A 20,649-nucleotide genomic window follows, 5' to 3' on the forward strand; every position below is an offset into this window, starting at 1 on the left:
TACCTGCGCGTTCTTAATATTAGTATTCGGTTGTATATTCCTAATGAAATTAGTAAATAGCAATCAACATACTGCCTGCCATTTCTTCGTATTTATTGTTTTCTAACATCACTTATTGGTTCTGTGCATCCCTATCATTCCAACGATTCACACAATATTGTAAATTTATTTCAAGATTATTTGCGGTTGCAACTTGGCTATCAAATTCCCTCGATTACGCACTTGTTCATCTGTTAGCTTCATCTCTTAAACTTTTTTATTGCTCGTTTAACGGACATGGAAACTATTGTAAAACAAAAAAAGTCTCTCTAGTTTCAGAGAGACCTAAGTAGTTAGAGCAACCGATAATTGCAATTTAATTAGATATGTATTGGGAGTTAAATACATTACAATAATACCTCTTGCCCATCTTTATGTCTTAAGTATTTGTGGGCCTAGACTGTTTTTCGTGTGATTTTAATAGAAGACATTTGATCATTACCAATGGAGGAAGAACTTAGATTGTCAGTTGTTACTAATGTTGCGGAACGCCCTTTATAATCTGCATCGGAGTAGCCAATAACTTCATAAGGACCTACAATCTTAATGGAAGTTACTGTATCGTTCATGTCAATATTTTTAAAGTTCGTAACACTACTTGTCAAATGCTTAGAGGTCCCTGAAAAGTTGGAATCCTTGTAAATATATATCCCTTCTGGCGCTAATGGAAAACTCGGATTTGATATCACCTCATAGTCAATGATCGCTTCTGATACAGAAGCTTTCCCTGCTATATTACCTATGTCTAATGGCAATACGATTGACCCCATATAATCATCCGTGTCTGATGGATCATAATCTTTGACTTCCAACCATAATAGAGGATTTACGTTAGATAAAGCAATATGAATGGTATTCGTAGGTTCTGAAAAAGTAGTATTTGCGGTTTTTTGGTCACCACCGAAAATGACGGTGTGCGGTACATTTAAAGCCGCATTCTCTTTCATCCACACTTTTTCACTTAAATATCTATCTTGACCTACTGGTGCCACACTAATATATATATCAGGTAGATTATTGCTAGGGTCTTTATAAACTTTAGGGGTGACAGATTTGATTGTTACTTTATGTGTCCAATATGGGTTGTACACATACTCATGAGAGAATGTCCCTAATCCATTAAAGTCGATATCAAATAAATAAGCTGGATCCGTGAAAAAGATTCCTTTTCCTAACGTCCCCTCTTGATCTTTATCTTTCCAGTTCCAAGGAGCATTTGCATTACCGTAGACTATTGGTAATGTATTTGGAAAAATACCAAAGGATTGAAAAGGTGTATTGTTATAATGAAATTTCCTCTCCCACAATTCGTCAATTGATAAGATTCCATAATTATAAGTATGTTGCCATTTCGGTGAAAATTGAGTAGGTTCTCCAGATGTAGGCTCACCAAATTTATAGACAATCCCATCATTTCCAACATCCTCTTTACCTGTAAAAGCTCTAACATCATGCCCGTGGTTGCTACCAGATCCATTAGAAGATATAAAAATTTGTGGATGGGTTACATCAGAGAAAAGAACCGTTGTACTTTCAATTCCTACATATCCTGGCTGGACATTAGGATCCTTTAAACGATACCGAAGGAAATCAGAATGATTTACTGTTTCCATAGCAACAGGAACACCATAATTTCCATCTTTTCGCACTGCCATCATGATTCCTTCTAGGTCATTTTCATGTTTGTCGAAGTCGGTAGGTCCATCATCACGTACATGATAAAAATAATAGCCTAAAAAGAGATGTGTCTTTGTTTCTTGAATAGAAGCATATACATATGGGACTTGAGGATATACCCCTATTGTTTCCCATTGGTTACCCATATTCCAGTCACCGTCTACATTAAATTTTGTAATTAAATCTGCTTTTTCATTATGGTTTGGATTTACATCTTGATAAATAACAGGAGAATATTTTTTAATATAGTCTCCATAAGCTTTTCCATCTGTACTTAAGTGATTAAATAAAGAACTTTCGAACAAAACTGAGCTTTCCGCCTGTTGCACTTTTTCAAGCCCTTGTTCGGTTTGATTGCTCATAAGTCCATGATCCATAGTCACTTCTTCATTCTCATTTAAGTTCACTGATAATCCTCCTGTATAAATAGGTTAACAATGCAAGAACGGTCACATAGAATACTCAGTTCTGTTGTAATGTTAAAAAACGCACATAATAACGGAGATGGCATTCAATTTCTTGTATGTTCCATAAAATGTATTCTTGATAAATCTATTATAGTACGATATTTTAGGACTTTAAAAATACTGCTACATAAATGTCAAAAAGATAAAGCGAGATCATTATGTTTTTTATTCGATGCTACTGACGTAGGCACTAACTATCAAACCTCAATTATGTCTAGTCTTTAATATAATATATATGTGTTCGATATCACTGAATATGAATTATGCAGTTCACCCCAAGTAATGGGGATCAAGCACCAGTCACAGAAATGCTACTAATAACCAAAAAACACTTGAACAACCATGTTTTTGTCATCTCAATCAAAGGCAGTGTGCTGGAGCACCAATTCTACAAGCTGGCTCAGATCGATTAATTACATGATAATGATTAATTGTAAAAAAATGATGGAATGAAAGAATGAATGTTGACTTACGCACCAAGTATTAAGAATGGGAAAACATACGTAATTAAACAATTTGTTGAGATGTATCTAGTTAAATAACTCATTTCAAGACAGAGCTAACAACTTAAAATGTTACAATCCAACTACAAAGAGAGTTGGTGCAGAGAACTTTCTGCATCAACTCTCTTTGTAGTTGCTTCATAAGATTCGTCACTAGTTTAATAAGTTAAGTCGGTAATTACTTTCTTGATGCGATGTAGTGAGGTCTAGATGTAGTTGCAGAAAAAGGTTGTTGCAATTTATTTTCTACACTGTTGTATACATAGAAAACGTTGCTTCGAGGATAAGGGGAAATATTGCTGCTTGAACCATGCATGAGATTACAGTCAAACAATAGGATTGAACCGGCTTTTCCTACCGGCATCTCTATTCCGCCTTGCTGCACAAGTTTAGTTAAACTCGCTTGATCAGGCACCCCATATTCTTGTTTACGTAATGATTCTTTATAATGATCATCTGGAGTTTGTCCGACACAGCTTACAAATGTGCGATGTGATCCTGGCACGACCATTAATGCTCCATTAAATAACGTATTATCTTCCAAAGCAATTGAGCAACTCAATGCTCTCATGTTAGGCATTCCATCTTCAGCATGCCATGTTTCAAAGTCAGAGTGCCAATAAAATTCTTTGCCATTAAATCCTGGTTTGAAGTTCACTCGGGACTGATGAATATAAACTTCACTTCCAATAATTTGCTTTATTACTGCAGTTAATCGAGGATGTGCTGAAAGATCACTAAAGACTTTATTACTTTCATGCACAGCGAAGATCGATCTTACTTGATCCCCTCCTGGTTCTAGAATAACTTCTGGTGCTTCAACAGATTTGCTGGATAACAATAGCTGATTAAGCTCAGATTTTAAATTTTCCACTTCATCAGGATTGAAAAATTGCTCTATGAATAAATACCCATTTTCCTCATAAAATGCAAGCTGAGATTGATCAATTTCAGCTTGATTCAGCTCATAATTATATACAACAGGATCTTGACGTTCAAGAAATGATGGCTGATCCTGTTTTCTAGTAGGATATTTATCAATAATTTGAGACATATGTACTCATCCTTTTTATTTTTTATTTTTTATTCTGATACTTCATAAGCACCTTCACTATTGTGGACTTCTCTTCCCGTACAGGGTGGATTAAAGATACAAACCATTCGCATGTCCGTGCTTCCTCTAAGCCAATGTTTTTCATGATTGTTCAATACATACAACATACCTGCGGTGATAGGAAATTTCTCCCCTGATTCAATCAGTTCAATTTCACCTTCACCTTCTATGCAATAAACGGCTTCATAATGATGTTTATACCAAATCATCGTTTCTGTTCCAGCTTTAATTATTGTGTCATGCAGAGAAAAACCAACGCCATCGTCTTTGAGCAATAATCGACGACTTCTCCATGTATCGGTATTTACATCATATTCGGTACCAATCCGTTCATTTAAGTGTCTAACAATCATTCTCATTTCTCCTTCTGCACTATAATTTACTTACAAGTGCGTTGTTCTCTACGGCAATATCGTAAATACAGTCGGATAATATACGTAAACCAGCTGCTAATCCAATATGATCGATTGTAAGTGGTGGCATGATCTTGATAACCTCACTATCTGTGCCAGAGGTTTCAACAATTAGCCCTCGTTTAAATGCAAGTGCCGATATCTTCTGTGCTATATTATTTTCGAAAGCAATACCTTGCATCATACCAAGCCCGCGAACCTCACCATTCAGTTCTGGTACACTAATTACAATTTCTGAGAGTGCATTGCGTATCATTTCGCCTTTTGCTTCAATTTCTTCAGTAAAACGTGAATTTTCCCAGTAATCCAAAGCTTGAGCTGCTGTTACAAAAGCTAAGTTATTCCCACGAAAGGTACCGTTATGTTCGCCGGGTTCCCATAAGTCAAGTTCGGGTTTCATCAAAGTAATCGCCATTGGTAGACCATAACCACCGATAGATTTAGATAAACACACAATATCAGGAATAATACCAGTACGTTCAAAGCTGAAGAAGGAGCCAGTCCTACCACAACCCATTTGTACATCATCAACAATGAGTAATATTTCATAATGTTTACATAGCTTTGCTAAACCGATTAGCCATTCATTAGAAGCAATGTTGATGCCTCCTTCACCTTGTAAAGTTTCAACGATAACAGCTGCTGGAAGAGAAATTCCACTTCCACTATCATTCAAAAAACTTTCTATAAACGATAAAGAATTAACATCCTTTCCCATATAACCATCATAAGGCATGGATACGGAATGGTTTAATGGTACTCCAGCTCCAAGTCTCTTGAATTTATTTCCTGTAACCGACAAAGAACCTAATGTCATTCCATGAAAGGCGTTGGTAAAACTCATAATGGTTTGACGACCAGTCACTTTACGAGCTAGTTTTAGAGCACTTTCTACTGAATTTGTTCCTGTTGGCCCAGGGAACATAATTTTATAATTCAATTCTCTAGGTTTAAGAATGATATCTCTAAATTTAGTGAGAAAGATTTCTTTGGCTACGGTAGCCATGTCTAAGCTATGTGAAATACCGTCCTCCGTCAAATATTGAATGAGCTTCTTTTTCATTTCCGGGTGATTATGACCATAATTTAAAGCACCTGCACCGGCAAAAAAGTCGATATAAACTTTTCCTTCCACATCCCATAGTTGATAGCCTGATGAACGGATAAACTTTGTCGGGAATGATCGACAATAACTTCTGACCTCGGATTCAAGATTATCAAATATTAATAAGTCATTACTCGCATGAGTTTGATTAATTAGTTTAGTCATCTATAGTTGTTCCTCCTTTATTTTTGGTATTGCATCCTTTATAGGTCCAATTCGAAATAATTCCTCACGTTCATGATCCCTTCCAGGAAAGTAATCTTTACTAAATCCTTCGGAAGTTAGTATATTAGCTTGACGCACAATCGCCCAACTTTTAAACAGATGCTGTGACGGAACATTAGAAGGCGTAATTGTTGCTTCCATGAATTGAATATCTGAATGTTCGGACACTTCGTCGAGAAGTTTACTGGCAATTCTATTCCCACGATAACGTTGATCTACTGCAATCTGCCAGATGAATAATGTGTTAGGGCATTGAGGTTGCCGGAAACCTATAACAAACCCAGCAAGTCTCCCCTTTGAAGTATCCATCGCAACTCTACAACTTTCAGAAAACCAAGTGCACATCGTTAAATAAAAATAAGCAGAATTGATATCTAATTTCCCACTATCTCTTACCATCTTCCAAATCATTGAACCATCGGAAACGTTTGGTTTACGGTATGTTATCAAATTTGTCAATCGATTATTGTTGATCATTCAATACCTGCTGCTATTCGTGAATTTGCAACTTGATCAGTATGTCCTTTAAGAAAACGAGACAAAAAGGTTTGTAGTCTCGGACTTTGAGGATTCTCAAAGATTTCCTTTGGTGTGCCTTGTTCAACAATGATACCTCCATCGGTAAAAATAACGCGATCTGCAACGTCACGAGCAAAATCCATTTCATGTGTAATAAGAATCATAGCCATGTCTCCTTGAGCAGCAATACCTTTGATGACATCTAATACTTCACCGACTAGTTCAGGGTCTAACGCAGAAGTAACTTCATCAAACAGCATGATTTTTGGTTCCATCACTAAAGCTCTTGCGATGGCAACTCGTTGCTTTTGCCCACCGGACAATTGTGATGGATAGTGCTTGATATGATCCTGTAAACCTACTCTAGTTAATATTTCGATAGCCTTTTTTGTTGCTTGTGCTTTAGACAAATTAAGCACATGAATTAAAGCCTCTGTAACATTACCCAGAATAGTTAAGTGAGGAAATAAATTAAAATGTTGGAACACCATTCCAATCTTCTTGCGAACATTATGTAAATGCTTTTCGTTTGCCCTTACAAGTTTCCCTCTACTTTGCATATGCCATAGTTGTTCACCGTCTACTTCAATCGTACCTGAGCTTGGGGTCTCTAAAGTCATTAGTAACCTAGCAATCGTTGTTTTTCCAGAACCGCTAGGTCCGATTAATGCAATTTTTTCGCCATGATTAATATCTAAGTTAAGTTCATTTAGGACAATTTGTGCGTCGAACGACTTTGTAATTTTGTTGTATCTAACAATTGGACTTTTACTAATGTTAGACTGAATATTCTGACTCATCAAAATGCACGTCTCCTTTCCCTTTGCTTAACTCGACTTTCTAATCTTCGAACAAGTAATGCAGATGGAAAACTCAATAAAAAGAAAATTACACCAACTAATGTAAAAGCTTCAACATACTTAAAAGATTCAGAACCTATAACTTTTGCTGTCATTAGTAATTCCACAACGGTAATGGCGGATAAGGTGGGCGTTTCTTTGAACAAAATGATTAAGTAATTTCCCATTACTGGAAATATAGGTGGAATTGATTGCGGGAGAATGATACGTGTCCATGTATGAAATTTATTAAAATTGAGTGCTTTGCTAGCTTCCCATTGTCCTTTAGGAATTGATTCAATACCTGAGCGATACACTTCTGATAAATAAGTACTGTAATGAATGCCCAAACCAATAATTCCTGCCAGCAATGGAGAAAGGGTAAGTCCTAAGGTTTGTGGTAATACAAATACAAGTACAAACAACTGGATAAGAAGTGGTGTGCTTCGGATAAACTCAGTAATCGCATATACTGCTAATGATAACCATTTATAGTTGGATCTCCTTGCCAATACAATCGGTAAACCAAGTAAACATGCCAGTATAAAGGCAGCCAGTGTTGCAACTAACGTCGTAGGAATTACGACCAACAGCTTAGGTAAAATGGATCTAGCATATTCCCAATCCCACATTTGCTACACCCTCCCTACAGCTGCTTTACGTTCAGCATAACGAACAATCAAAGTTAGCACATACGCTGCAACAAAATATAAAATCAATAACCATACTAATATTGCTGAAGTACGGGAAATATCATAGGAACGTAACATCATTCCTTGATAAGTAAGGTCTGCTAACGTAATGAGATACACAAGAGAGGTTCCTTTTAACAATTCAATTTGTAAATTCCCAAACCCCGGAAGCATCATAGTCCAAGCTTGAGGAAATATAATTCTTCTCATCCGCTGAAAAGGTGTCATATTTAAAGCAATGGATGCTTCAATTTGCCCCTTTGGAATAGCGAGAATAGAACTTCTTACCACTTCAGAGCCATATGCCCCGTAATTCAAACCAAGTGCAAGAATAGCAGCAGTCATTGCTGACATCCTAATATCTAGCACCATGGGTAAAGCGAAATATATCCAGAACAACTGTATAAGAAGTGAAGTTCCACGGAATATCTCAACATATACCATAACAATTCCTCTTACTAATCTAAATCTTGATAGCCGACCTAGTCCTGCCGTAATGGCGCAACTGAGTGCTAATATAATACTAAAAAATGTTATGAACAATGTTACTTTTAGCCCTTTTAGTAACGGTACCAGTAAGTCAAGAGATAGCAAATCTATCATTTAATTAACTCTTCTGCAGTAACATCACCAGGAAGTTCTTGTTCAGTAAAACCAAACTGCTTTAGAATTTCAAGAAGTTCACCGGATTGCTTGAGTTTATTTAACTCAGCATTAAAGGCTTCTCGGAACTCATCATCACCAATTCGGAATACGGCTGCCCCATATCCTCTGACACTTACTCCATCAATAATAGGTTGAGTAAAATCCATAACACGTTCAAGATTATCGTCTTTAGCAGATTCTAACATGGATTGAAGGGATGGTCCCGTCATCGTTAATGCATCTACTCTATTGGATTGTAGTGCTGATATAGCAGCGGGTTGATCAGGCACTGAAATGATTTGTGTTTCAGGTATCCCCACACTTTTTAAGTATTCCAGCTCAATCGCACCTACCATTACAGCTATTTTAGCTTTTGGGTTCGCTTTAATATCCTCGTAACTTTTAAGATTTAAAGGATTCCCCTTCTTGACGGCTAATGCTTCACCAATGCTGTACTCAGGGTTAGCAAAGGCTACCTGCTTAGCACGCTCCTTTGTTATAAACATTCCTGCTGTAATCATACTGTATCGATCAGCTTTTAATCCTGGAATAAGCGAACCGAATTCAGTAAGGACTCCATCCATCTGTTTAATACCTAAATTTGATAAGATTTTACGAGAAATTTCAACGGCTTCCCCCGTTAATTTTCCATCTGGAGTTGCATAAGCATACGGTCGCTCATTAGCAAAGCCTACTGTGATATATCCTTCACGTTGAGCTTTCGCGAGTGTAGTCTCCGAGCTATCCGCAGGCGTCCCACCATTTCCACAACCTACTAATAGTCCTAACAACATTAAACACAGTCCACTGTACATCACTTTAATCATTACTTCTTACTCCTCTCACAATAATTTGGTTTAATCTGTTAATAATCGTAACATGAGTTACAAAGATGACTCACCCCTGATATAAGACCATGTAGAGGGTTCAGGTCCCTTCAGCTGCGATGAGCGGAACTGGTGTATCTCTTCCAGCCTTTTCCTCCACTTTCCTCCGAAATACTGCTTAACTCTTATTTGAGAAAAATCGCTTCATATTAAGAAAACGTTAGATAATCGTATAAAATATATTGTTTTATTAAATATTTGATTAAATATGAATGAATTTCGTCATAATTTGCCGAATTTGACGAAATATAAATAAGTAACCTCAATAGAGCTTACTTTAATTAACGTTATAAACTTTCGTTTTATTTTGATATCTTATCAGGTTTTACCCAGTATTTCTCATTCCCTGGTAAGTCATCAAACTTATCTGTAATTCTTTTTAACTTTGCACTTCCTTGTTCAGGGATGTTTTATCGTTTGAAATCATCGGAATGCAACAAAAAAAGACCCAACAAATTGGGTCAATTCATATGACCCACCTATTGCTGACGAGGTTAGCTGACGGACTCGGAATAGATGGTTTCCTACGATCTGGATAGATCGATTCGCCCCTGAATATGGGTCCCCCGTTTTCCAGTCTTGCTGGAAATTTAGCATTTAATTATTAAAATGTAATTTATGACAAATACACTAAACTTACTATATCAGAACATTAAGCATCTGACAACTTCATAATTAATATGAGGTTGTTTGTAATTTTTTTGAAATTTCACAGATAAAAAAAGCTGTTCCCTTTTGAAGCAGGAACAACCACTTGAGAGAAGTTAACTTGTTAAATGAGGCTTGTTACTTATTTATTCACGCATTAGATTGATAAAATCCCCAGTAGCTTCGAACATCTTTTCATCTCCAACAACTACTATTACATCGTCCTCCATAAGAATAACATGAGGGCCAGGTGAGATAGAGACATTAGTACCACGCCGGAGAGCAACAATGGTAGCTCCAGTATTCTGCCAAAACTGTAGGTTACCAATCGTTTGTCCGACGACATGTGAATGAGAAGCAATTTTTAGTTCGGCTGGATTGTATGGCTTAAGGTTTTGCAGCCTATCTGATGCCTCAATTAGCTCTGTTAATAAAGTTTGAAGTTTCTGATCTATCGACTGTTTTTCTTTCAGTAACAGTTGTAGATCTTGTCTAAGTGAATAGACTGATTTTAAATAGTTATTTTTCGTTATATACTCGTAAGCATTGTGTCGAGATAAGATGACAACTTCTTTGCCTTGTGAAACGGATACAATACTTTCTTCTTTTAGCAGTCCAATGGCTTTGCGAATCGTTTCTGGAGAAACATGGTACTGTCCTGCAAGCAGTGATCGGCCAGAAATTGTACTGTTAACAGCCATTTCCCCACTTACAATCCTTTGTGCAATATCAAGTGCTATCGATTTATAACCCGAAATTTCTTTATCTTGCATGTTGTTGATTTGCTCCCCAATCTTATACATTTTAAATTCATCATACTGTTTTCACAACTTGAAGTAAATACAATATGGATTATGCACACTTTATATCTATCGCATAAGAGTACTAAGAATTTAATTACTGGGAGCGTCAAGAATTATGTGTAAATGAAAATAACCTTTTCTTATAGAAGACAGCTTCTTTAGAAACCGGTAGGTAGCGTCGATGCAGACGCACACATAACGCCTAGCTAACGGCCGTTTAGTGAAGGCATCTACGTGTTCCACCATCACTTTCGTCATATTGGAGACCTTCTGTGGTGTGTAGTGATGACCATACATCTTCTCAATAAGGTCAGCGATTTCCGTCAACGTGACGCCTTTTTGAAACAAGTGAATAATAAAAGACTCTAGCGTATCATTGGAACGCTTGTACGGTGCTACTGTGTGTGGCTTAAACTGCTGTTAATTCCGTTTCTAACAAATGATTCGTAGCCCGTTCGAGGTGTGAGCGAAAAACTTCAGTGACATCCTGTTTTGTGACTAGAGCTTGGACCAAATCTGATGTAAAACGATTCATAGGGAAGACCTTTTTGATATTTTCTATTTACACAAGATATTTTACGCTCTCCGAACTTCGGCAACCCTCATTTAATGTTGATGTCTGTATAAACATGTTTGTATCATCTTTAATTCCAGTAGGATTGTCTAGTTGTATCACGGTTGCTTTTAAGATGATCTTTGTATCAACCAAACAAAAGAGGACCACATCGACCTTCGGTCAGCATGGCCTCCTATTATAGTTACTCCCATAACGTAAAAAGGGGCTAATCGCCCCCACCTATTACACTTTATATTGACGCAAGTAAGATTGTAAATCTTCTGCCATCTGTGCTAGTGACGTTGCAGAAGCACTAACCTGTTCCATTGCCGCCAATTGCTCCTCCGTCGCAGCAGATACATTTTGTGTACCTTCTGCTGAACGTCCTGCGATTTCAGTAATAACATTGACCTGCTCAACAGCGTGTTCAGTGTTGCTGTTCATCTCGATCGAATAAGTCGTTACCTCTTGAATTTGTGCAGCTACTTGCTGAACAGAATCTAGTATCTCAGTAAACGCTGCGCCCGCTTGATTTACGACATCCATACCAATCGCAACTTCACGTGTGCCTTCTTCTATTGAATCAATCGCTATTGCTGTCTCACTTTGAATGGAAGCGAGTAGTTTAGCGATCTCCTCCGTTGATTGAGTCGATTGCTCGGATAACTTGCGCACCTCACCTGCTACGACTGCAAAGCCTCGTCCATGCTCACCGGCACGTGCCGCCTCGATTGCAGCGTTGAGTGCGAGTAAGTTCGTTTGTGCAGCAATGCCAGAGATGACCTGTACGATATTGTCGATGGCAGCCGAGCGTTGTCCGAGCTGCTTCACGGTACCATTGATCGTATTAACGGTATTCTGAATCGATTGCATTTGTTGCATGACCGATTGCAGTTTGCGATTACCCATATCTGCACTTTCCGAAGCGTTTAGGGCAGAATGCGCAACACTCTGGGCGTTGTTTGATATTTGCTGAACCCCTTCGGCAACTTGATTGATTGAACGCACACTTTCCTCCACGTTATGAACTTGTTGCTCAGAACCATCTGCTACTTCTTGAATCGACATAGCAATATGTTCTGTCGCCTTGCTCGTATGCTCCGCATTAGCAGATAGTTCCTCTGCGGATGTCGCTACATTTTGAGCTGTATGATTAACTTGTTGAATAAATTGACGCAACGTACGAATCATCGTATTTACTGCACCAGTCAGTTTGCCAACTTCATCATTTGATTTTACAATGAGCTCCTCTTGATTCAGATCGCCATTAGATACACGTTCCGCAGCTTCCGCAACCGCAACGATCGGACGCGTAATCTGCTGTGCGATAAAGTAGGCAAGAATGATGACAATCAAACATACGGCAACTACGATTATGGACACTGACCATTTAATAGAAGAAACTGCTGCTGTAATCGAATTTTCTGGAATGTGCATATAAATGTTATATCCTGCGGTTGGAACTGGAGCATACGCAACCGTATATTTTTCCCCAGCATCCGAGTAGACAAAAGACGTTGCTTCAGACTTTTTTTGACCCAAAATATTAACTAATCCTGACGACAATTTCGCTTCTTCAGCGGTCTTTCCGATTAATTCTTTATTTTTGTGAAGTTGAATCTTTCCTTGATTGTCTACTACGATCGGATACCCTACCCCATTATCGATGTACAAGCTTTTAAAAATATCGTTTGTGAACTTTTCGAAATTGACAAGTCCAGTTAATGCACCCGTCACTTTTCCATCCGCTTGCTTTACGGGTACAGCTACAATGATCGAGCGTTGACCTGTCGTCTTCGCTAAAATAACGTCTGTGTATGTTTCTTTTCCTTGCATTGCGTTTTTAAAGAAAGGTCGCATACCTAAGTCAATGCCGACACTCTTTTCGAATGTGTCTGCTTTCACAATGCCATCCATACCGATAAACGTGTTACCGTCATAATGCGGGGCATTCTTTTTTAAACTTTGGATAAATGTCTTCTTAGCAGTTGTATCATCTGTACGAATATCAGACGTAGTCGCGAGTATCTGCATTTCACTCATACGTTCTTTAAAATACTGATCCATCATTTCAGCTCTACTTTTTACAAGCGAAGCATAAGCATCACTTTGTTTCTCAATTAATTTAGATGATGCTGTACTATAAACGAATATCGAGGTGAGGACGAGGGGAATTAGGGAAACGACAAGAAACCAAGCTATTAGTCGATTTTTAAGCTTACCCTTAAATACCTTGCCCACTAAAGCTAATTTGGGAGCATCCTTCTCTTTTAGTTTGACATGTTTTTTCATTACCTCATACCTCCATTTTGTGAACAGATATAGTACGCTAAAGCAACTATTGATATATTCCCATGATACGTGAGTCGAATTTGAGCATGGTGAAGAGGTCGTCGAGGCAATCAACCACAATTACCCCTCTTGACAACCTCTTCGTACCTACATGGAATTAATTATGTCTTATAAAGATTAATAACCTAATGCCGCACCTTCACCACGTGGATCAGCACCAGCAAATTTAACGTTCGTTTTCGGATCGATTACAACCATACCGGATTGACCAACTTGGTCTGTGTAGTCGTCAATCTTTTTCACAGGATGACCACGGCGGATAAGTTCGTCCATAACGGATTGAGGAATACGACCTTCCATTCTTAGTCCGTTAACAGACTCACCCCAGTTACGGCCATGCAACCATCTTGGAGCTTCGATTGCATCTTGTACTGTCAAACCAAAGTCAACAAAACGTGTAACCAATGATGCTTGTGTTTGAGGTTGACCTTCGCCACCTTGTGTACCGTAAAGCATATACGGCTTGCCATCTTTCAACAACATTGCAGGGTTAAGCGTATGGAACGTACGTTTCTTAGGCTCCAAGTCGTTTACGTGATTCTTATCCAAGGAGAAGAAGCTACCACGGTTTTGCAATAGAACGCCTGTGTCTTTCGCAACTACACCTGCACCCCAGTCAAAGTAATGACTTTGGATAACGGATACAGCATTGCCGTCTTTATCAACGATACCTAGCCAAACAGTATCACCTTTAGGATCAAGAGGTTTTACGTTTTCTTGAGCTTTGTTCATATCGATGCGTGCAGCAAGTTTCTTGCCGTGCTCTTTAGACAACAACTCATCTACTGGAATTTTATTGAAAGCTGGGTCAGTCAAATATTTGTCACGATCAGCAAAAGCTTGTTTCGTAGCTTCAACCATTACATGGTAGTAGTCAGCAGTGCCATCGCCCATTTTCTTCAAATCAAAGTTGTTCAAAATGTTCAAGATAGACAAGGAAGCCATACCTTGAGAGTTCGGTGGAACGTTGTAAGCTTGATATCCACGATAGTCTACAGAAATTGGTTTAACCCAATCTGCTTTGTGATCGATGAAATCTTTTTGAGTCAAGGAACCGCCGTTAGCTTGAATGTCAGCAGCGATCAATTTACCCGTTTCACCTTTGTAAAATTCAGTAGCACCGTTTTTAGCAATAAGCTTCAACGTTTTAGCCAAATCTTTTTGTACCATCATTTCGCCTGTTTTGTAAGGCTTGCCGTCTGGCTTCAAGAAAACTTTGCTGAACGTTTCAAAACGTCCCAAGTCTTTCAACTCTTTATCTGTTTTATCGATAGCAGAGTTTGTCCATCTTTCTTGGTTAGGAGTTACTGGGTAACCTTTTTCCGCATAATGGATTGCGCGTTCCAACAAGTCATCCCAGTCCATGGATAATTTCATCGTTTTTTCTGCATATTTGTAAGCTTCGCCCCAACCAGATACTGCCCCTGGAACTGTGTTAGCTGCCAAATAGCCACGGGAAGGAATTTTATCAAAGCCTTTATTTTTGTAAAAGTCAATTGTCGTTTTCTCACCAGAACGACCGCTTGCATTGAGCGCTTTAAGCTCTTTCGACTTCGCGTTGTATACAAGCCAGAATGCATCTCCACCAATACCTGTGTATTGCGGATATACAACCGCAAGTGTAGCTTGTGCAGCAATCGCTGCATCTACCGCATTTCCACCCTCTTCAAGCACTTCAAGCGCTGCAGCTGAAGCTAAGTAATGAGGTGTTGTAACGATTCCGTTCGGCGCCATCGTTGTAGGACGATTAGCTGCACCAGCAGAAGCTCCATAAATTGAAAAGCACATTGCTGTTGTCAGCACCAATACTGACAATTTTTTCATTTTAGTACGCATGTTTTTCCTCCTAAGTATGTATACATGATGTTAGTTCTTAACCTTGTAGAACTCGTCCCTCTGTTAACCACTCCTTTCAATGGGACAACCAGCATTCATTAGTACATGGTAAAAAGTACGCAGATACACACAACTTTTTAACCACTTTTCTATTAGTCTATGATCATATGATCATGCAAATAGCAAAAATAGCCTATCAAACATTTATTTTATTAATAGACACCCTGCGAATGGATCATTTATATAAGACTATCGATTCAACAGATAATTACAGATGTCTATTATTGTCACTATTACTATATCGGTTACTAGGATTAATTTTTAAATATATTTAAAAATTTTATTATTTATCTATAATTTACATGGATATCTTTAATGAATACCTCCTTCGTCTAAATAAATTGGTACTATAATCCTACAAGAAAACACGAAAAAAAGATAATACAAATTTCGGATAGTGAAAATATGTATATAGCAGCAGGTTTCGGAGGGATTTGTGATTAGCTCAAAAGCTAACGAACAAAGATAAAGCTATTAATTACTTTCGATTCCAACTGACGTACTTTCAATTGTAACTGTTCGATTCGAACGTAAAAGGTTAAGGATGACAGGTTCTTTTGCAAGAATGAGAGAGCAAACACGTGTAATCAATCGTTTTTTTGTTTAATTTTCGCTACCAGTGTCTTTTTTGACAGAATGAAGTGCTTATCGAGTTTCTCAATATTTTACAAATAGACGGGAACAGCATATGATAAATGACAAGCCAACATTGGCTAACAACAATCGCTGAATGCTTCAAATGGAAGCAACGGAGGAACCAACTCGAACATAAGCGTGATCATGTTCATGGGGTGAATCCAGGGGATTAATTATCTGGTAGGGCGGCTCTCTTGTCCGAATCCGGCAGCTAACTTCGTAAGCGAAAAAGGAGAGAATTATAATATGTCCTTACAAATGATCAAACCTCTATCTGTGCCTGAAATTCAATTATTAATGGTGAGAGTTAGAAACATGGAACTTTTTATTGTTCCGCTAAAGGGAAATGGCAATATTCGCTATGAAGTTAATTTGTTTTTAATGACCAGTATTGGTCCGTTGACAAGCATGCTCATTCTTGAAGCACAAGAAAAGCCAGCTGATTGGGTGACATGGGCTTACTGCTTTCAAAAAATTATAAATTCCAATGAGCCTCATGATGTATGCTGGTTCACCCATCAATTATGCGAAAACAGCTTTCATAACCAATTGTTCTGTTCAGCATTAATGCAGTCATCATGGATGACGAAGCAGAAACGCATTCACTCAGAAAAAAGAGAAATATTACTTGAAAATGCAATAAACTATATTAGTTTATTTTAGACTATACCTCCAGCGAATATTTCTCAGTTCCCCGACATCAACTATAAAAGACTTAATAATCCCGCTTCAGACACATGTCTAAAGCGGGATTATTGTCTTATTCTATATTACTGGAGCTGGTGCACCAAACTCGGCCCATTGCTCTTTTGTCGGACCGTAAAGTTCCGGTGCATGAAGTCCTGCCTGACGCATCAGTACCGTCATTTGACCGCGATGATGTATCTCATGCCTTATGATAATATCCAGCATCAAGCCATTCGGCCATTGATCGCCATACATATCGCTCATGACGAGCAGATTCTCATCCTTCCAATTAGACTGTACAGCATCAAGGAGCGCTTGAGAGGTCTGTTTATATTGCATTGCAATGCTAACTGCGGAAGCTGGCATCGGTGTATCTTCCCCCGGTCCTTCGAAAATCAATCCAGTCCGCGAAGGCATTTCATGCAACGTCTGAACAAGATGCCATGCAAGGCGTCCAAGCGTTCGATGGTCGTCCGTTATTTGTTGGCCAAGAGACTCATCAGTGAGCATCTCAAGTGTCCGTAACGTTGCAGCAGTTTCATGCTGCCAATTTGCAACAAAATCTTCAATATGTTTAAACATTATTTAACAGCTCCTTTTTATAAAAGAATAACTCCATTATATCATTGTTTCATATAATTATTTTTTAGGGGTGCCTCCAGCCTATTCTCCCGATAAATCAATTCAAGTGTTCCTGATACATAAAAAGTCCATATTCCGTCATAACAGAGGAATAACCCAGTTGACGTAGTATTGCTGACAGATTACCTCGATGATATGTGCCATGGTTTACAACTTGAATAATAAATTCTGAATATTTGGTATTCAAAATTCCAGCGTAAGGATTATCTAATACAACTCTTTGCTCAAGATCAACATGCTCCCTAATGCATGTTCTGAATCTCACAGACAAATCGTCATACATAATTTCCAGCTCCTCAAGGCTTCTGTTTTCCGCATCTGTCTCGATTGTAACAGTTGCTTCCATGGCTTCGTCCATACTTTTACCCATCAATATTTCTAGCCAACCACAATCAACCCTGTATATATGTGCCATGATCTTCGACACCGATGGGAACACACTTTGAACTTCCTGTTTATAAACGTGTTGCGGAAGCTCCTTTAATCGATTAAAGATTATTTTGTTAGCCCATGCATGATAGTCGTAAAATCTAATACAATGATTTGTTATTATAATCACCTCCAGAGAAAATGTAGAATACCTATACATACATCATACAAAGGAAACCCTGACAACTGTATGTCAGGGTTATAGTGATGATCTTCATATTTTTTTTGCATTTCTCATCGTTATGAATGATTGTATTATTGGTTTACACATCCTTAAAACTATCCGCTTTATCAATGGAGATTAATTTTCATAGCGGGACGTACGCCGTAACAAGCTAAGTTAACTCGTCCATAACTGCGAATGCTATTACGAGGACCTACAAAAAATGCACGTGAAGAACGACCAAGTTGGGTTCTCAGCCACCACCATGAGCAGCCCAATACCTTACTATTTTCGTTTATATAATTATCATTTACTTTTTTGTCATATACATACAAGTAACATCCATCATTCTTCTTTATTTTGGAAAATGATGTTCCTATTGCACGACGATTTGCACTTAAAGTATCTTCACCAAGTTTATGGGTAAGTTGCTTCGCCTCCGTAGTACTGAGCAAAAAAACGTTGTCCTCCGTGTCTGTGCTACCCTCTCCATTGTCAGTGCAATGTGTAGTCTTGATGAATCCCTTTTCTGAGTCATTGAAGGCTACATTATAAAACTCATCGTTCAGCCATTTTCGCAAATCAGAGTCACTCCATGTAGTATCAATATATTCTTCATGATATCTCTTGCAGTCTAGCATGTACTCGCTTAAAAGGAACAGCTCTACACCTGAATTATGTAGCACCCGCCACTTTATCGGCGTTCTGTCCGCACCGTCCTCCATTTGCGGATAAGTGCCGAACGTAATGATTTCTCCGACCTTTGCGCTCCGATACAGCGTTGAAGCAAAATGATCAATTTTCAATAAATTCTCCCCTTTCATTTCTATATTAATTGTATAACATTTATGCAAGTGCTAAGATAAAGTCGATTTCTCCCTTCACATTTCCCAATATTAAGATGAAAAGATTATCAATGTACTTTAATGTTATGCTCTAGGGTTTGGATATCATCAAATTGTTGTTGGTATAGTTGAATTTTACTTCGGAAGGATAGTATGGAAAATTCGCATCTATCCCGCTCCTTTACTCAGTCATTTTCTTTATTCCTAACATAATAAACAATCGATTTATTTAAAAATTCCAAATAATCTTCTCCGCCAAATTGTTTAAAATAATTAATGTAACGACTATCAGTCGTATAGACTTCTGCTATACAGATTAAAATTTGTGCATCACAAACCATAAATTGTTCAAGGTTGCTGCTCCAAATGCTTATTAACTTCTGAACCTCAGCAGAATCTGGACTCTTTTCTTTATGTTTTGCCAACTCACGAAACACCCGCTCCATGTTTTCCGAAAATTGCTCATTAGCTCTTTCTGTCCCTGTCTCAGACAATTTTTTTGCATTTTGTTCATATTCACGAAATTTCTCCGTATCACCATAGATTAATTTCGCTTCTAATTCATATTGCTCTTGGATAGTATGTATTGGAGAGTCTTGAAACAAATTGAGATGATAGAGATCAGTCCCTTTTACGTATTCATCTAATTGATTTATGATCGTCTCAAGTTTTTGCCTTTTTTGTACAAGTGTAAAACGATGTTCTATTAAAATTTCTTTTTGTTCTTCTTTTGAAAACGTCATTATTCGAGAAATTTCTACTAATGAAAAATTCATTTCTTTAAACAATAAAATCGTTTGTAGATTTGCTAATGCCTCTTGATCATAAAATCGATATCCATTAGGAGCGATTTTACTCGGCTTCAATAATTCAGTTTTATCATAATAATGTAGTGCTCGTTTTGTTATGCCTGTAATTTGCATCATATCTTTAACGGTGAATAATTGTTTTTTCATCCCAAAAGTCCTTTGTTTCAGCAAGAATTGTACTTGCTGGAGTTATTGTTGCCTCCGTAATACTTTTTCCTGTCTTCTTTAAATAGTATTGAATTAAGTAGTAACCACAAGCATAGCCAGCACTATAAGGCATACCAACAGGAGTAAGATTTTGCATTTTCGCAATTTCATCACCATATAGATACGGATTAATTTGTTCAAATCCCGTAACATCCAGCTTGTCTTTCATCAGTGGCTTAATGTGAGAATGTAATGTCTCCATGCTAGTTTTGGCTACCCACGGACCTAACAATTGTTCACCATACATCGAAGTAGCAAAGCTTTCTGCTAATCCCTCACTAACAATCATTTCTCCCAAATTAATACTACTATTCCATTTAATAAATTGATATCTGACGTTGTGATTACATTCATGTGCTAATACCGATTTTATCCGCGGTAATGTATATTCATTTGGAGTGAGGTTGGCAATGATATACCCCGGAATACCACCATCCCCACAAATACCTTCATTCATAGTTAACCCAGGGCTATTAACATCACCTAACAAAACGGTATAAAGATACTCGGAAACCGGAAGTTCAATCCCACTATTCAGAAAGGATGAAAAACTAGATGTAACTGCTTCATGACACTCTTGCCAAAACAGTTCGGACGAAATAGCAGCTAAATCCTCTTCAATCTCAGGAGTGATGTCTGTTGGAGAAATATTCATAAAGTTATTCAACATCATGACATCAAATCCATTTTGCTCACTAGATTTAAAAGGTATTTGTTGTATTTCCCATTTTCCCATAAACGGAGCTAGCATTTCTTGACGATATAACTCCAATTTCTCTTCTGGTTCAGCCTTCATTATCTTTCCATAAATATTGTCGGAACGTAACGCAGTAATTTTCATTATAAATCTC

18 protein-coding genes, 1 pseudogene and 2 riboswitches are annotated in these 20,649 nt (G+C 37.9%); of the genes and pseudogenes, 1 reads left to right on the top strand and 18 read right to left on the bottom strand.

Annotated elements, in window-relative coordinates:
• Nucleotides 1-434 precede the first annotated feature (434 nt).
• From MFF31_RS17530 to ggt, 13 genes and pseudogenes are all read right to left on the bottom strand, one after another.
• Nucleotides 435-2,123, bottom strand: coding sequence for a beta/gamma crystallin-related protein (locus tag MFF31_RS17530; RefSeq protein ID WP_238189606.1), 1,689 nt, complete (start codon nt 2,121-2,123; stop codon nt 435-437).
• 741 nt (nt 2,124-2,864) lie between these two features.
• Entirely contained in the window at nt 2,865-3,740 is an 876-nt protein-coding gene (gene thpD / locus MFF31_RS17535) for an ectoine hydroxylase (protein WP_282570508.1), read from the bottom strand.
• Nucleotides 3,741-3,769: 29 nt separating this feature from the next.
• Nucleotides 3,770-4,153: an ectoine synthase gene (locus MFF31_RS17540; protein ID WP_238189607.1), complete on the bottom strand. Its 384-nt coding sequence runs from the start codon at nt 4,151-4,153 to the stop codon at nt 3,770-3,772.
• Nucleotides 4,154-4,172: 19 nt separating this feature from the next.
• On the bottom strand, nt 4,173-5,483 hold the full coding sequence (gene ectB / locus MFF31_RS17545; protein ID WP_238189609.1) for a diaminobutyrate--2-oxoglutarate transaminase: 1,311 nt from the start codon (nt 5,481-5,483) through the stop codon (nt 4,173-4,175).
• Nucleotides 5,484-6,020, bottom strand: a complete 537-nt coding sequence (gene ectA, locus MFF31_RS17550; protein WP_238189610.1) for a diaminobutyrate acetyltransferase — start codon at nt 6,018-6,020, stop codon at nt 5,484-5,486. It lies immediately after the preceding gene.
• A complete protein-coding gene (ehuA, locus tag MFF31_RS17555; RefSeq protein WP_282570511.1) occupies nt 6,017-6,862 on the bottom strand; it encodes an ectoine/hydroxyectoine ABC transporter ATP-binding protein EhuA in 846 nt (281 codons plus the stop codon). Before ehuA ends, ectA begins: the two co-directional genes overlap by 4 nt.
• Nucleotides 6,862-7,533, bottom strand: coding sequence for an ectoine/hydroxyectoine ABC transporter permease subunit EhuD (gene ehuD, locus MFF31_RS17560; RefSeq protein WP_238189612.1), 672 nt, complete (start codon nt 7,531-7,533; stop codon nt 6,862-6,864). Before ehuD ends, ehuA begins: the two co-directional genes overlap by 1 nt.
• Nucleotides 7,534-7,536: 3 nt before the next feature.
• On the bottom strand, nt 7,537-8,196 hold the full coding sequence (ehuC, locus tag MFF31_RS17565; RefSeq protein WP_238189613.1) for an ectoine/hydroxyectoine ABC transporter permease subunit EhuC: 660 nt from the start codon (nt 8,194-8,196) through the stop codon (nt 7,537-7,539).
• Nucleotides 8,193-9,065, bottom strand: a complete 873-nt coding sequence (ehuB, locus tag MFF31_RS17570; protein WP_238189615.1) for an ectoine/hydroxyectoine ABC transporter substrate-binding protein EhuB — start codon at nt 9,063-9,065, stop codon at nt 8,193-8,195. Before ehuB ends, ehuC begins: the two co-directional genes overlap by 4 nt.
• Before the next feature lie 529 nt (nt 9,066-9,594).
• Nucleotides 9,595-9,731: riboswitch (cyclic di-AMP (ydaO/yuaA leader) on the bottom strand.
• A gap of 188 nt (nt 9,732-9,919) precedes the next feature.
• Entirely contained in the window at nt 9,920-10,546 is a 627-nt protein-coding gene (locus MFF31_RS17575) for a GntR family transcriptional regulator (RefSeq protein WP_238189617.1), read from the bottom strand.
• 183 nt (nt 10,547-10,729) lie between these two features.
• Nucleotides 10,730-11,111, bottom strand: a pseudogene (locus MFF31_RS17580) (transposase); the annotation flags it as partial.
• Between the two features lie 264 nt (nt 11,112-11,375).
• Complete coding sequence (locus MFF31_RS17585) at nt 11,376-13,424, bottom strand: methyl-accepting chemotaxis protein (RefSeq protein WP_238189618.1); 2,049 nt, start codon at nt 13,422-13,424, stop codon at nt 11,376-11,378.
• Between the two features lie 177 nt (nt 13,425-13,601).
• Nucleotides 13,602-15,320 carry a gamma-glutamyltransferase gene (gene ggt / locus MFF31_RS17590; protein ID WP_238189619.1) on the bottom strand — a complete coding sequence of 573 codons (1,719 nt, stop codon included), beginning with the start codon at nt 15,318-15,320 and terminating at the stop codon, nt 13,602-13,604.
• 774 nt (nt 15,321-16,094) lie between these two features.
• A riboswitch (cyclic di-AMP (ydaO/yuaA leader) is annotated at nt 16,095-16,258 on the top strand.
• A gap of 4 nt (nt 16,259-16,262) precedes the next feature.
• On the opposite strand from ggt, the gene MFF31_RS17595 reads away from it, so the two are divergent.
• On the top strand, nt 16,263-16,679 hold the full coding sequence (locus MFF31_RS17595) for a hypothetical protein (RefSeq protein WP_238189620.1): 417 nt from the start codon (nt 16,263-16,265) through the stop codon (nt 16,677-16,679).
• Between the two features lie 102 nt (nt 16,680-16,781).
• On the opposite strand, the gene MFF31_RS17600 is transcribed toward MFF31_RS17595, so the two are convergent.
• From MFF31_RS17600 to MFF31_RS17620, 5 genes are all read right to left on the bottom strand, one after another.
• Entirely contained in the window at nt 16,782-17,285 is a 504-nt protein-coding gene (locus tag MFF31_RS17600; RefSeq protein WP_238189621.1) for a DinB family protein, read from the bottom strand.
• Between the two features lie 97 nt (nt 17,286-17,382).
• On the bottom strand, nt 17,383-17,934 hold the full coding sequence (locus MFF31_RS17605) for a DinB family protein (protein ID WP_238189622.1): 552 nt from the start codon (nt 17,932-17,934) through the stop codon (nt 17,383-17,385).
• Between the two features lie 131 nt (nt 17,935-18,065).
• Entirely contained in the window at nt 18,066-18,743 is a 678-nt protein-coding gene (locus MFF31_RS17610; RefSeq protein ID WP_238189623.1) for a DUF6273 domain-containing protein, read from the bottom strand.
• Nucleotides 18,744-18,967: 224 nt separating this feature from the next.
• Complete coding sequence (locus tag MFF31_RS17615; protein WP_238189624.1) at nt 18,968-19,738, bottom strand: MerR family transcriptional regulator; 771 nt, start codon at nt 19,736-19,738, stop codon at nt 18,968-18,970.
• Nucleotides 19,713-20,639 (bottom strand): DUF2268 domain-containing putative Zn-dependent protease, encoded by a 927-nt coding sequence (locus MFF31_RS17620; protein WP_238189625.1) that lies wholly within the window; start codon nt 20,637-20,639, stop codon nt 19,713-19,715. The genes MFF31_RS17615 and MFF31_RS17620 overlap by 26 nt, the downstream gene beginning before the upstream one ends.
• Between the last annotated feature and the right edge of the window lie 10 nt (nt 20,640-20,649).

Origin of the sequence: Paenibacillus sp. L3-i20 (genome assembly GCF_022180385.2) — a bacterium.
Taxonomy (GTDB): domain Bacteria; phylum Bacillota; class Bacilli; order Paenibacillales; family Paenibacillaceae; genus Pristimantibacillus.